14 protein-coding genes are annotated in these 12,902 nt (G+C 44.4%); 8 read left to right on the top strand and 6 right to left on the bottom strand.

Annotation, left to right across the window (positions count from 1 at the left end; genetic code table 11):
- The first annotated feature begins 8 nt into the window (after positions 1 to 8).
- The 5 genes from galA (at position 9) to AC07NA_RS15010 (ending at position 6,223) form a co-directional block, all read left to right on the top strand.
- Complete coding sequence (galA, locus tag AC07NA_RS15030) at positions 9 to 2,420, top strand: beta-galactosidase GalA (RefSeq protein WP_494898390.1); 2,412 nt, start codon at positions 9 to 11, stop codon at positions 2,418 to 2,420.
- A 158-nt stretch (positions 2,421 to 2,578) separates the two neighbouring features.
- Positions 2,579 to 2,944 (top strand): response regulator, encoded by a 366-nt coding sequence (locus AC07NA_RS15025; protein WP_494898388.1) that lies wholly within the window; start codon positions 2,579 to 2,581, stop codon positions 2,942 to 2,944.
- Between the two features lie 143 nt (positions 2,945 to 3,087).
- Positions 3,088 to 4,071 (top strand): helix-turn-helix domain-containing protein, encoded by a 984-nt coding sequence (locus AC07NA_RS15020; RefSeq protein ID WP_494898387.1) that lies wholly within the window; start codon positions 3,088 to 3,090, stop codon positions 4,069 to 4,071.
- A 120-nt stretch (positions 4,072 to 4,191) separates the two neighbouring features.
- Positions 4,192 to 5,259 (top strand): alkene reductase, encoded by a 1,068-nt coding sequence (locus AC07NA_RS15015; RefSeq protein WP_494898386.1) that lies wholly within the window; start codon positions 4,192 to 4,194, stop codon positions 5,257 to 5,259.
- Between the two features lie 76 nt (positions 5,260 to 5,335).
- The gene (locus tag AC07NA_RS15010; protein ID WP_494898385.1) at positions 5,336 to 6,223 is read left to right on the top strand and encodes an NAD(P)H-binding protein; all 888 of its coding nucleotides are present in this window, start codon (positions 5,336 to 5,338) and stop codon (positions 6,221 to 6,223) included.
- A 43-nt stretch (positions 6,224 to 6,266) separates the two neighbouring features.
- On the opposite strand, the gene AC07NA_RS15005 is transcribed toward AC07NA_RS15010, so the two are convergent.
- Positions 6,267 to 6,752: a C40 family peptidase gene (locus AC07NA_RS15005; RefSeq protein ID WP_494898384.1), complete on the bottom strand. Its 486-nt coding sequence runs from the start codon at positions 6,750 to 6,752 to the stop codon at positions 6,267 to 6,269.
- A gap of 173 nt (positions 6,753 to 6,925) precedes the next feature.
- Here AC07NA_RS15005 and AC07NA_RS15000 point away from each other — a divergent pair, with 173 nt between their 5' ends.
- The 3 genes from AC07NA_RS15000 (at position 6,926) to AC07NA_RS14990 (ending at position 8,438) form a co-directional block, all read left to right on the top strand.
- Positions 6,926 to 7,255, top strand: a complete 330-nt coding sequence (locus tag AC07NA_RS15000) for a hypothetical protein (RefSeq protein ID WP_494898383.1) — start codon at positions 6,926 to 6,928, stop codon at positions 7,253 to 7,255.
- A 30-nt stretch (positions 7,256 to 7,285) separates the two neighbouring features.
- Positions 7,286 to 7,606, top strand: coding sequence for a hypothetical protein (locus AC07NA_RS14995; RefSeq protein ID WP_494898382.1), 321 nt, complete (start codon positions 7,286 to 7,288; stop codon positions 7,604 to 7,606).
- 259 nt (positions 7,607 to 7,865) lie between these two features.
- Positions 7,866 to 8,438: a hypothetical protein gene (locus AC07NA_RS14990; protein ID WP_494898381.1), complete on the top strand. Its 573-nt coding sequence runs from the start codon at positions 7,866 to 7,868 to the stop codon at positions 8,436 to 8,438.
- Positions 8,439 to 8,571: 133 nt separating this feature from the next.
- On the opposite strand, the gene AC07NA_RS14985 is transcribed toward AC07NA_RS14990, so the two are convergent.
- The 5 genes from AC07NA_RS14985 to AC07NA_RS14965 all read right to left on the bottom strand — a co-directional run bounded on the left by AC07NA_RS14985 (position 8,572) and on the right by AC07NA_RS14965 (position 12,809).
- Positions 8,572 to 8,898 (bottom strand): hypothetical protein, encoded by a 327-nt coding sequence (locus tag AC07NA_RS14985; RefSeq protein ID WP_494898379.1) that lies wholly within the window; start codon positions 8,896 to 8,898, stop codon positions 8,572 to 8,574.
- A gap of 34 nt (positions 8,899 to 8,932) precedes the next feature.
- Positions 8,933 to 9,388 carry a cold-shock protein gene (locus tag AC07NA_RS14980; protein ID WP_345211336.1) on the bottom strand — a complete coding sequence of 152 codons (456 nt, stop codon included), beginning with the start codon at positions 9,386 to 9,388 and terminating at the stop codon, positions 8,933 to 8,935.
- Positions 9,389 to 9,500: 112 nt separating this feature from the next.
- On the bottom strand, positions 9,501 to 9,692 hold the full coding sequence (locus AC07NA_RS14975; protein ID WP_345211335.1) for a cold-shock protein: 192 nt from the start codon (positions 9,690 to 9,692) through the stop codon (positions 9,501 to 9,503).
- Between the two features lie 435 nt (positions 9,693 to 10,127).
- Positions 10,128 to 11,150, bottom strand: coding sequence for an LLM class flavin-dependent oxidoreductase (locus AC07NA_RS14970; RefSeq protein ID WP_494898377.1), 1,023 nt, complete (start codon positions 11,148 to 11,150; stop codon positions 10,128 to 10,130).
- A gap of 99 nt (positions 11,151 to 11,249) precedes the next feature.
- Complete coding sequence (locus AC07NA_RS14965) at positions 11,250 to 12,809, bottom strand: DHA2 family efflux MFS transporter permease subunit (protein WP_494898376.1); 1,560 nt, start codon at positions 12,807 to 12,809, stop codon at positions 11,250 to 11,252.
- Between the last annotated feature and the right edge of the window lie 93 nt (positions 12,810 to 12,902).

Below are 12,902 nucleotides of genomic sequence, written 5' to 3'. Positions count from 1 at the left end.
AAACATTGATGAACTATTTACTGCGCAGTTTAACCTGCATCATTACACTGCTTTTTTCGTTATCATGCTTTGCGCAGCAAAACCGGAAACGTGAACTATTTAACAACGACTGGAAGTTTCATTTGGGCCATGCAGCCGATGCTACTAAAGATTTCAATTACGGTATAGCCAATATTTTTGCTAAAACCGGCAAGGCCGAAAAGACCGCTATAGCTGTCGATTTTGCTGATTCGGCCTGGCGTAAAGTTCAGTTACCGCATGATTGGGCTGTAGAATTACCCTTTGCTTATAAGGATAACGACGATCTGAAGGATCATGGTTATAAAGCGATAGGAGGCTTGTTCCCGGAAAATAGCATAGGATGGTACCGTAAAAAGTTTAAAATTGCCGCGGCCGATTCGGGTAAACGTTTCAGTATTACGTTTGATGGTGTTTTTAGGGATGCCAAAGTTTGGCTGAACGGGTTTTATATTGCTGCCAACCAAAGCGGCTATGTAAGTTTTACAGCCGATATTACCGATTACGTTAACTTCAACAAAGAAAATGTATTGGTTGTGAGAGCTGATGCCACGCAATCAGAGGGGTGGTTTTACGAAGGTGCCGGTATATACCGTAACGTTTGGCTTAACACTTACAATAACGTACATATAGCCGATGATGCTTTTGTATACACACAGGTAAATGGTGCTAAAGCCACCATAAATATTGAAGCTAGTATAAAAAACGAAGGTCTTAAGCCTGCAAAAGCCGGTTTTTATGCGCTGATAAAAAACAGGGAAGGTAAAACTATCGCTCAAACATCAGCACAACAAATAGATGTACTTAATGGCGAAGCCGTTGCGGTAAAGCAGCAGGTAGAGCTCAATAATCCTATGCTATGGTCTATAGAGCAACCTTATTTGTACCATATTGTGCCGGTTGTTACGATAAATAATGCAGTTGCCGATGAAAAAGATATTCGCTTTGGTGTTCGCACTGTAGATATCAGGCCGAATGGCGTGTTCCTTAATGGTAAGCACATCAAAATAAAAGGTACCAATAATCACCAGGATCATGCCGGTTTAGGAAGCGCATTGCCCGATTATTTACAATATTACCGTGTTGGTTTATTAAAGCAAATGGGGGCTAACGCGTATCGTGCAAGTCATCATGCGCCCACTCCCGAATTGCTTGATGCCTGCGATAGTTTAGGGATGCTGGTACTTGATGAGCAGCGTTTGCTGAACAGCAGTGCCGAATATATGGATCAGTTTGAGCGTTTGCTAAAAAGGGACAGGAACCATGCCAGCGTATTTTTATGGTCGATAGGGAATGAGGAAGGTTACGCGCAAACCAATGGTTACGGTAAGCGGATCGCGCAAACCTTGCTTGCCAAACAAAAACAACTCGACCCTACACGAACCGGCACTTATGCTGCTGATTTGGCCAATGTATTTACCGGAGTAAATGAAGTTATCCCGGTACGGGGTTTCAATTACAGGCAATTTGCTGTTGAAGCTTACCATAAAGACCATCCGCAGCAACCTATTATAGGTACCGAAATGGGAAGCACCGTTACTACAAGGGGCATTTATTTAAAGGATACCGTGAACGCCTACCTGCCCGATCAGGATATTACCGCGCCATGGTGGGCCAGCAAGGCCGAAGAATGGTGGCCTTTAGCAGCCGAAAACGATTATTGGCTGGGCGGTTTCATCTGGACCGGCTTTGATTATCGCGGTGAACCAACGCCTTATAAATGGCCCAACATCAGTTCGCATTTCGGGATGATGGACGTGTGTGGCTTTCCAAAGAATATTTATTACTACTATCAATCGTGGTGGAAGGGCGAAGATGTACTGCACATTTCACCGCACTGGAACTGGAAGGGTAAAGAAGGACAAAAGATCAACGTATGGGTGAACTCCAATGCAGATAATGTGGAGCTTTACCTGAACGGTAAAAGCCTTGGTAAAAAGGTGATGAAACGTAATAGCCATCTGGAATGGGATGTGCCTTACCAGGCCGGTACACTAAAGGCAGTTGCCTACAGGGGCGGCAAAAAGATAACAAGCGAGGTAAAAACAACGGCAGCCCCATACCAGCTAAAATTATCGCCATCAAAAAAAGTGCTGACGGCTGACGGAAGGGATGCGGTAGTAGTTAATGTAAGTGTGTTAGATAAAAATGGACTTGAAGTGCCGGATGCGATGAGCCTGGTTAAATTTAACTTAACCGGCGACGCGAAAATTATAGGCGTTGGCAACGGCGACCCAAGCAGCCACGAAGATGATAAATGTGCCGATGGCAACTGGAAACGGAAACTATTTAATGGCCACTGCCAGTTAATTATTCAGGCTGGTAAAACAACAGGGAATATTAGCATAGATGCGCAATCCGAGGGTTTACTGAATGCTAAGGGTAGCTTTTTTGTAAAGTAAAAGGGGGGATAGATTGCTGTGAGGGTCAGTAAGTAGTCATCTTGTTACAGTCGCAGCTATTTTGGATTCCAAGTTCAACTCACAAAATGGAGTTGCCTGTGTTATCGTATGAGAAGTTTCGCACGGTTTTTGCTATGCGAGACGGAACAATTACAGGCATGGCTCAAAATAAACATTTGTTGATTATTGAAGACGATACTGATATGATGGAGATCATGACAGCGATATTGGAAAAGGATGGATATAAGGTTAGCGGTATTGCGGGAGCGGATGATATTGTCCGTACCGTACTGGAACAGCAACCGGACCTGGTGATCACTGATTATATACTTGAAGTGATCAATGGTGGTGAGTATTGCAGCCAGTTGAAGTGCAACCCGTTGACCCGGCAAATTCCGGTGGTGATTGTCTCGGGTTATCCGAATGTGCTTACTTCTTTAGGAAATTACGGTGCAGATGAGGTAATTTATAAACCTTTTGATAATGCCGATTTTTCTGCCAGGGTGGCCGCTTTGCTGGAGTGAGATTAATATGATCTGACAGTTGTACCATGGGTTGGAGGTGACTGCAGCTGTATGTTTTCGTCGGTATCGGCTCATCCGTCTGTTTTAAATATAACGGATCATAGTTGTACATTGCCATCATAAATCCCGAATAAATTCGTGTAATGATATTCAGTTTTTCAGCAACAGCCGATTTTGATTTTCTTACGCAGTTCGCACGCCATGTAGGTGTGCCTGTAGATAATGATACAATGTTGATACCCGAAGCTTTGGGGCAAGGGTATATCCGCAGACTTGCTTTTGGGACAGACTTTAAGATCACGTTGCATCATTATACGCTTAAAGAAGACCTTATTATTAAACGGAATTGTTTCGAAGGTGGCAATGACCTGATCACTATCTTTTTTTACAGCAATGAGCAGTCGCTGGAAATCGCTTTTGACAACAACCCAAATGTGTTGTTTTCGCAACGGGATGATTCGGCCGTTCAGGTAACCTCTAACGATCTTAGCTCAACTATCCGTTTTCCTGCAAAGCACAAAATTAGTTACGTGGTGATCGGGGTGATGGTACCCCGGTTAAAATCGATGTTAACGTTACGCAAGCCCAATACCATACTGCAAACCATTACCAGCAGCGGTAACTCTTTTCTGTTTTTTGAAAGTATGACTGCAGAAACAAAACTGCTACTTAAAAACATGGCAAGCCTGAATATGGACGACAGCTTAAGCCATTTTTATATGCAGATCAAAGTGCAGGAGTTGCTCTATGTGCTTTTTCACCAGCTCTCCAAGCGTGAAAGCACCACGCATCAAAATATCAATAGCGCCGACGCGGAAAGATTGCTGCATATCCGTAACGAGATTCTCGGCGACCTTAGCGTGCCCCCTGTGTTGGGTGAACTGGCACACATCGCAGCCATGAGCGAAACCAAACTAAAGCAGCTTTTTAAGCAAACCTTTGGTAGCAGCATCTATAATTATTTTCAGCAGGCGAGGATGGAGGAAGCGGCATTTCTTTTAAAGCAGGGCAGGCGTTCTGTGGCCGAGGTAGGATATGAACTGGGTTTTACTAATCTCAGCCACTTTAGCAGGCTCTTTGAAAAGCATTACGGCCTAAAACCGAAACGCTTTTCTTCTTCCTCTTAGTTGTTTTAACTATAATCTCCATTTATAGCCTGTCGTATAGGACTATTTTTGTGCCTTTTTGCGCTATTATAGCACCCGCTATACCCGCAACTTTGCTATGTACAAATAAGATACACAGCAATGAAAAAATTACTTACGCCATATGCCAAAGGCAAGCTACAATTAAAGAACCATGTAGTAATGGCACCCATGACCCGTAGCAGGGCCTTGAATAATATCCCTAACAACCTGATGGCCGCTTATTACAAACAGCGTTCCGGCGCCGGTCTCATCGTTACCGAAGGTACATCACCAAGTCCGGAGGGCTTAGGGTACCCACGTATTCCCGGTATTTTTTCTGATGAGCAGGTGGAAGGCTGGAAAGCGGTGACGCAGGCGGTGCACGAAGGCGGATCAAAGATCTTTTTGCAACTGATGCATACCGGCAGGGTAGCTCATGTAGCCAATTTACCGGAAGGTTATCAGCCCGTAGGTTTATCTGATATTAAAGCAGCCGGAGAAATATTTACAGATAGTGCAGGCTTGCAGGAACATTCGGTGCCTGTAACACTGGATGCACAAGGTATACAAAGCGTAATAAAAGATTTTGTTAAAGCCGCGGAAAATGCCGTTAAAGCAGGGTTCGACGGCGTGGAGTTGCACGGCGCAAATGGTTACCTGCTCGAACAATCCTTAAATCCCCATATCAATAACCGGTCTGATAATTATGGCGGAAGCATAGAAAACCGCAGCCGGTTAACAGTAGAAATAGCGGAAAAAATTGCCGGTGCCATTGGCGCAGATAAGGTTGGGCTGCGTATTTCGCCATTTTCTACATTGAGCGATATGCCCGCTTATGATGAAGCTGAGGTGCATCAAACTTACGTTCACCTTGCCGGCGAATTGAACCGCTTAGGTATCGCTTATCTGCATATTTCCAACAGTCCGGCTATTCCGGAGAAAACACACCGGGGAATACGTAACACCTTCTCGAATACCCTGATTTACTGTAACGGATTGACCGCAGAAACGGCAGAAGCGAAGTTGCAGGAAGGGCAGGCGGACCTGGTGGCTTTTGGCAGGAGCTTTTTGGCTAACCCGGATTTTATCGAACGGCTGGAAAAAAACGAATCACTTAACGAAGTCGATTACATGACCTTGTATACCCCAGGTGGACATGGCTACACCGATTACCCCGTACTGGACTGATCATTTACCATAAAACAGATAACAAAACGAAGCCGTCAGTTTAAGGCAGTTTCATCAACACTTAAAAACATCAAAAATGAAAATTACAACAACCGGCTCATTAGGTAATGTAGCCAAACCCTTAGTAAAAAAACTGGTTGCCGCAGGGCACCAGGTAACCGTTATTACTACCAAAGCAGATCGCCTGGCCGAAATTGAAGCTTTAGGCGCTAAACCCGCTGTAGGTTCAATCAGCGATGTTAATTTCTTAACCGAAACGTTTAAAAACGCGGATGCGGTTTACACCATGATGCCACCATCTATGGGTGCGACTAACCTGATCCAAAACATAGCAGATGCCGGGCATGCTTATGCAGAGGCTATCCGTACCGTAGGCGTGCCCCGTGTGGTGTTGCTTAGCAGCGTGGGTGCCGATGCTGAAAAAGGAATCGGGCCGGTACAGGGCACGCACCGTGTAGAGCAGATCTTCCGTGAGCTGAACGATGTAAATGTTACCGTTTTACGGTCAGGGTTTTTCTATGTCAACTTTTTCAGGGATATTCCGCTCATAAAAAACATTAACCTGTTTGGCAGTAATTATAGTGGTGATGAGCGTTTGGCGCTAACTCATCACGAAGATCTTTCGACCGCTATAGCTAATGAATTGCAAGCCGGGGGCAACGGTTTCGAGGTAAAATATGTGGTTAGCGATATCTCGACCGGAAATGATATCGCGGCCTTGTTTGGTCCGCTGATCGACAAGCCTGATTTAACCTGGACAAACATCCCCGATGAGCAACTAAAACAAGGTATGCTGTCGGCAGGGCTGCCCCCGGAATTAGCCGGCCTGATAACCGAACTTGGGCAAGGTGTAAAAGCAGGTTTGATCACACGTGATTTTTTCGCTTCCGGCGCTCTGGTGACAGGCCAGGTGAAGCTTGCGCAATTCGCGGAAGAATTTAAAGCACGATACGAGCAGGCCTAAAGAATATAATCGGAACCGCAATGCTATAGGCGGTTCCGATTATCTATTTATTAAAAAGCCTTACCGTCTTCACATAACGTTTTTGATAGTAGGCATTCAAAGGTGTTTCTACAACCCCTTTGTTATGATGCCCCGAAGTGGAATGGATAAACACAGTAGAATCTGCATTATTCAGCACAACAATGCCCATGTGGCCAACGTCTTTATCTCGCTCGTCGGTACCGGTAAATAATATCAGGTCGCCGGGTAGGGCATCCCTGATATTTACTTCGTGCTTAACGTTTGTGAAATCATATGACCGCCTGGGAACTATTATACCGAAATTATTAAAAACATAAGTGATGAAACCCGAACAGTCCAAGCCTTTAGCAGGATCTGTAGATGCGTATTTATAAGGTGTGCCCTTGAGCTTTTGTGCAAACGCTACCAGTTGTAAAGGCTGCAAAGCTCCTGTAGCTACTTTGGTAAAATGACCGGCACTATCGGGTATGGCCGCAGGCAGCGTATCGCGCGTTTCGGATAGTCGCATTTTCTGATTAGGATCTTTCCGCTCGCTACAACCAACGATGACGATCAATGTACAAATAAATATGGGCAGCAAGCAACGCATTGAAAAAGAACAAGGTAGGCGGATTTTAGTTTGCGTTAAAACAATTAACTAATTGTGGTGCTTATTAGCTAAGTATAAGAACAATACCGGCTATGATGAAAAAAAGCATCCTGCTCTTATTGTCGGCGCTAATGTTACAACAGGCGCACGCACAGGACATGCTGTCCACTTATATCGAAAACAACACTTCCTTTACCAACGCTTACATGTATGGGCACATTAATAAGCTGGTCGCCAAAAATTATTACCTCAAAGAAAATGACGGCGTTCCGGGTAATTATCATCTTACTTACCGGCCAAACGCGAAGGTAAAACAACAGGTAGTGGAAAGCCTTACAACCCGGATGAAGATTCCCGAAGCCCGGCAAGCCTTTATGCAATATGATTTTGATGCCGCGTTTAATACAATTACAAAGGGCTAAGATTTAAAGAACAACGATGCCGGGGATATTATGACCGCCTACCAGGTATTGAGCTGGATGGCCGCTAACCAATATGTCGGCTTACCGGATAAGGCCGCTGTAGCAGTGGTACGTAAAAAAACTGCTGCCGCTTTAGCTGCGCTGCCTGCTGTAAACCACGATGTTGTGGCCAGGGCCAAAATGTCCGAAGAGATGAAGATCTTAATCGTTATCCTGCAGTCGAGGCGGATAGAATCGCAAAAGAAGCATCAGGAGCAAACTTTTGCCACGGAGGTTAACGCTGAATATTTGAATCGCTATGGCCAGGATCTGCAAAAATTAAAACTGGATAGCAGAGGAATTCATCCGTAATGAAAAGTTTTTGTGTTGTCCTGTGATCCAGTGATTTCGCGAGCACCGATGGCATCAGTAACACTTATTGGCAGCTAAAGGAGGAGGGGGCTTTAGTTTTTTGGAACAATAATTGAATCATTCAGGCATATAATCCATACATCATGGCAAAAAAAACTAAGAAGGACCCCTGCTGGTCTGGTTACCACAAAGAAGGTACTAAAAAGAAGGACGGTAAGACAGTGCCCAATTGTGTGAAAGCGTCTGATAAAAAGGATTGATGGTGGATAGAGAACAGCTCAGGGAATGGGTTAGACAGCAGCATGCGGGTCAGTTGATCAAATATACCAACAAACCATATTTTGAACACCTTGAATTTGTAGCGGAAAAAGCAGGAAATAAAACCTTGCTCGGTTATGAAATAGGTTTGTGCCACGATCTGTTTGAAGAAACAAAGATCAGCGCGGGGCAGTTAATGATTGTGCTGGCCGGCTTTGGATATGGGGAGGCAGAAGTGGTTCATATCACCGATAGTGTTACAGAGCTTACAGACAAATTCACAAAAAAGACATATCCTGATCTAAGCAAGGCAGAACGAAAGCGGAAGGAAGCGGAGCGGCTGGGCCATATTAGCCCCGATGCGCAGACGGTTAAATACGCCGATCTGATCTATAATATCAATTGGGCGCTCCTGTATGAAAGTACCGAAAAAAAAGAAAAGTATCTCCGGAAAAAGCGAGCGCTTTTAAATACCATGACCAAGGGCGACCCCTCGTTGAGAGCTGAGGCTTTGGTACTGCTCGGCCATGCTATTACTGCCAATACAGATGTTCGGGTTTTTCCACACAAATAAAATTACATAGCAATTATTAGCCACTTGTTTTAAAGGCTTTTGTGTTGATGTTTATGATAATTTGGTTGGTTAGAATCTGGGGGAGAAAGAAGAATAAAGGGCGATTTTAATGCCCTATATTCAATGCTGAAATTTATCTGCGCTGCCTGTTTTGATTGAAGGCTATCATATACCGGTATTCGGGTTTGGGTGCGAAACGATCGGTTGGAACAGGTGCCTCTTCAATTTTTTGTTTGAGCCTGGTTTTAACCAATTGGAAGGTAGCGGCCAATAAATCAGTTTCCATTACGGAAACAATGATCGGGTAATACTGCTTTTCAAGTGTTTTTTTCTCGTTCGCGGTAACCATCTTCACTTCCCAGTGTTCATCTGCCTTAAAGCCATTTTCCACAGAAGCATTACCTAACTCATAGATATATTCTGTGGCTTTGTATTGCGCTGTTTGTTTGTTGTTATCCATAATTATCTTTCTATGAAATTGAATAGGTATGCGCTTAAATATGGCCTTTTTTAACCTTAACGGCGGTAAGCCCTTTTTGCCCCTGTTCAACTTCAAAGTTAACTTTGTCGTTCAGGTTGATCTCTTCAGTCATCGCGTTAATATGAACAAAAACACTTTCCTGCGTTTTTACATCTCTTATAAAGCCATATCCTTTTGAATCATTGAAATGATTCAGGATGCCATTTCTTACCGTTTCAACTTCGATGTCTTCCTGTTTAGGCGTACCTATCTGGATATCTTCGGCTAAAACATTTTGCCTGTTGCCCAGTTCCTGGCGTACAGAAGTAATATTGCCGTTGGCATCAACATAAGCCATCATGTCTTCCAAGCCTTTTCCTTTAACCGCTTGAGATTTACGGTCGTTGGCTTTTTCTTGCTTATCTTTTTGTTTCTTGAGCTTTTTCTTTTCACGCTCTTTTTTAGTGAATGTCTCTGTGGATCTACCCATATATTAGTTTAAGTGTAACATCAAACGTTAATTGTTAAATTTGATGCGGAAATAATTTATAAAAAAAGCATCTTCCCTGAAAGGAAGATGCCCCAAATGACTATATAGTGTATTAAGCTATTTTTACATTAATTGCGTTCGGTCCTTTACGGCCTTCTTCAACGTCATAACTAACTTCATTATTCTCGCGAATATTGTCAATCAGACCGGTAACATGAACAAAGATCTCGCTTCCACCATTACTTGGTGTGATAAATCCGAAACCTTTTGCTTCATTAAAAAATTTTACTGTTCCTTGTTGCATTATAATAATATTAATAAGCTTGCAAGGTACGGTTAATTATTTGATATTCTTTCACTTTGGTAAAAATATTTAACATTTATTTAAATAGGTAATTGTCGGGCATGCCATTAATAAGCAGCACATTTGCATAAATGTGGGTAGGGGCTGCTTTTATTGGTTGTTTTATTAATGTTGACTTTTCAACATTAAAGGACAATGTAAATCAACTAAAATATTACATAGTTACTCACTCTTCGCTCTCTCTTTCTGCGGCTTTGCCGTAAATAGGGCTTGGAAGAAATTCCCCCAATATAAAATCCTTCTTTTCGCTTGCGGAGTGAGTCGATATAGCGCTGTAATATTTACTCTCTCAAGCGAGTATTTTATTGATCAATCCTTAAGTTGACGGCTATGACCTTAAGTGGGGATCATATATAGTTTTCCGCAGTTAGATAATTATTTAGCAGAATTTACCAGCGGGATAACCTTTTCGCCGATGAGTTGGATTGAACGCATCAGTTGCTCATGTGTCAGCCCGGCATTGTCCATCTGGAAGGTGAACCGGTCTACACCGCCCAACGCTTCACTATGGTGCAGTAGCTTTTCTGCTACGTGTTCAGGTCCGCCCACAACCAGCACTCCCTCAGGGCCTACGAGCTGGTCGAATTGCTGCCGGGTTACAGGTGGCCAGCCACGCTCGCGTCCCAGCCTGGTCCAAAGTTCGGCATAGCCGGGGTAATATTCAGCAACGGCTTTTTCATTATCATCGCTTACAAAACCCGGCGAATGGAGGCCCACTTTTAGTTGGTCTGCTGTAAAACCCGCGCGCTCACCGGCTTCCCGGTACAAATCAACCAGTGGCTTGAAACGGCGTGTGTTTCCGCCAATAATGGCAACCATTAAAGGTAAACCCAATGTGCCGGCCCGCGCGAACGATTCCGGCGTGCCACCCACACCCAGCCAGATGGGCATTTTTTCCTGTACCGGCCTTGGGTAAACCGGTTGGTTATCCAGCGCTGCACGGAACTTACCGCGCCAGGTAACAAATTCCTCATCACGAATCTTTAACAACAGATCCAGCTTTTCCCTGAACAAAGCATCATAATCATTCAGATCAAAACCGAACAGGGGATAAGCTTCTACAGAAGAACCCCGGCCAACTACCATTTCGGCCCGGCCTTTAGAGATGAGATCGAGTGTGGCGAAGCTTTGAAACACCCGAACCGGATCGGCCGCGCTGAGTACCGTAACGGCGCTGGTTAGCCTGATGTTTTTAGTTTGTGCAGCGGCCGCAGCCAAAATTACCGCGGTTGACGAATCGAGGAAAGACTTTTTATGGTGTTCACCAATACCAAAAACGTGCAGCCCGACCTTATCAGCCAAAGCGATGCGTTCCAGTAACTGTTCCATCGCCGCCACGGGCGTAAGCGCATTTGAACCATAGAGGGCAGATGCAAAACTATCTATACCGATTTCCATGTGTGCAAGTTCAGGCAGAAAACGATAACATTCAAGCAGCGAAATGTAAACTTTTCAAAATTAATTGTGAATGCCCGGTGAATCGCTCAGTCTGCCTGATTAGTGTGCATCCGGTATTTCCACCTTGCCGGCTTTTACGGCAGCCCTTTTCTTAATGGTGAGTATAACCAGCGGAATGCAACAGGCGTTCAGGATAGCCAACAAGAAGAACGCGTCCATATAACTCAGTAAAAAAGTTTGACGAACAACAATATTTTCCAACGCCCCAAGGGATTGCTGCAAGGCACGCAAATAGGTTGCCCCATGTGCCATCAAGTTACTGATAAATGATTGCTGGCGCTGAATGGTTAAAGGATCGCTTGCCGTTACATGTACTATCAGTGCTGTACGGTTTGCAGCTTCGCGATGCGCGATGTAGGTATTGATTAGAGCGATACCGAAAGAGCCGCCCATTTGCCGCATCATATTGTTGAGCGCGGCTCCCTGCGGAATCTCGGCAGGTTTGAGTTCAGATACGGCCAGCGCGGTAAGCGGAACGATCAGCAAGGCAGCACCCAATCCGCGAAATATTAAAGGAATAAAAAAGTAAGCGCCCCCGGTTTGCAAGTTTGATTTTGACATCATATAACCGAAGATTGCCGACATGCCAAAACCCAAAATGATCAGATATTGCGGGCGCACGCCACTTTGCAGCATCTTGCCCAAAAAAGGTGAGATCATAGCCGCCATCAGCGTGCCCGGCAAAAGCATTGTACCTGTTTGAAAGGCCGAGTAGCCGATAATGCGCTGTGCGTACAACGGAAATACGAATACCGCGCTAAATAAGCCAAAACCCAGTACAAACGTCATGATAGCGGAAATAGACAATGTGGCGCTTTTTAGTACCCGTAGATTGATCACCGGGTTGGGCGTTTTTAATTGCCACCAAACCAAGAGGCTTAAAGCCAGTACAGAAACAATAGTTAATACAATGATATAATTGGCCGCGAACCAGTCATCCGTTTGCCCGCGCTCCAGCACGATCTGCAAGGTGCCAACACCCACTGCCAAAAGAAATATTCCCAGCCAGTCAATAGATCTGCCATCGTCTGATCTTTTTGTTGGCTTGAGGTAGATGTAAGATAGGAGTGCAGCCAACAGTCCGATAGGGATGTTAACGTAAAAAATCCATTGCCAGGATAAATTATCAACAATGTAACCACCCATTACCGGCCCTATTGACGGGCCAATAATAATACCCAGGCTGAAGATGCCGCTCGCGGTAGCGCGTTCTTTTGGGGGGAAGGTTTCAAACAAGATAGATTGGGAAGTGGATAATAAAGCGCCGCCGCCAATGCCCTGTAAAAAACGGAAGGCCACCAGTTCCCATAAATTATGCGAAAAACCGCAAAAGGCAGATGCCAGCGTAAACAATAAGATAGAACCGATATAATACTGCTTGCGCCCTATTTTATCAGCCAAAAAACTGGTCATCGGGATGATGATCACATTAGCGATGGCATAAGAGGTAATAACCCAGGCAGTATCTTCCAGTGAAGCGCCGAGGTTGCCGCTCATGGTATTGATTGATACGTTAACAATGGTGGTATCGATCAGTTCGATGATCGTTGAAGTAATAATGGTGACCACAATGATCCATTTTCGAAAGCCGGTTTCCATACCGCAAATGTAGGCTCGTTCAGATACCGGTCACTTATACTATTCAAGCGGAAATTTATAAAAATCAAACATGAAACTTACGAATAATCAGAT

This window comes from Mucilaginibacter sp. GW821-FHT07G05, from assembly GCF_059418565.1.
This window is presented reverse-complemented; position numbering and strand designations above follow the sequence as displayed.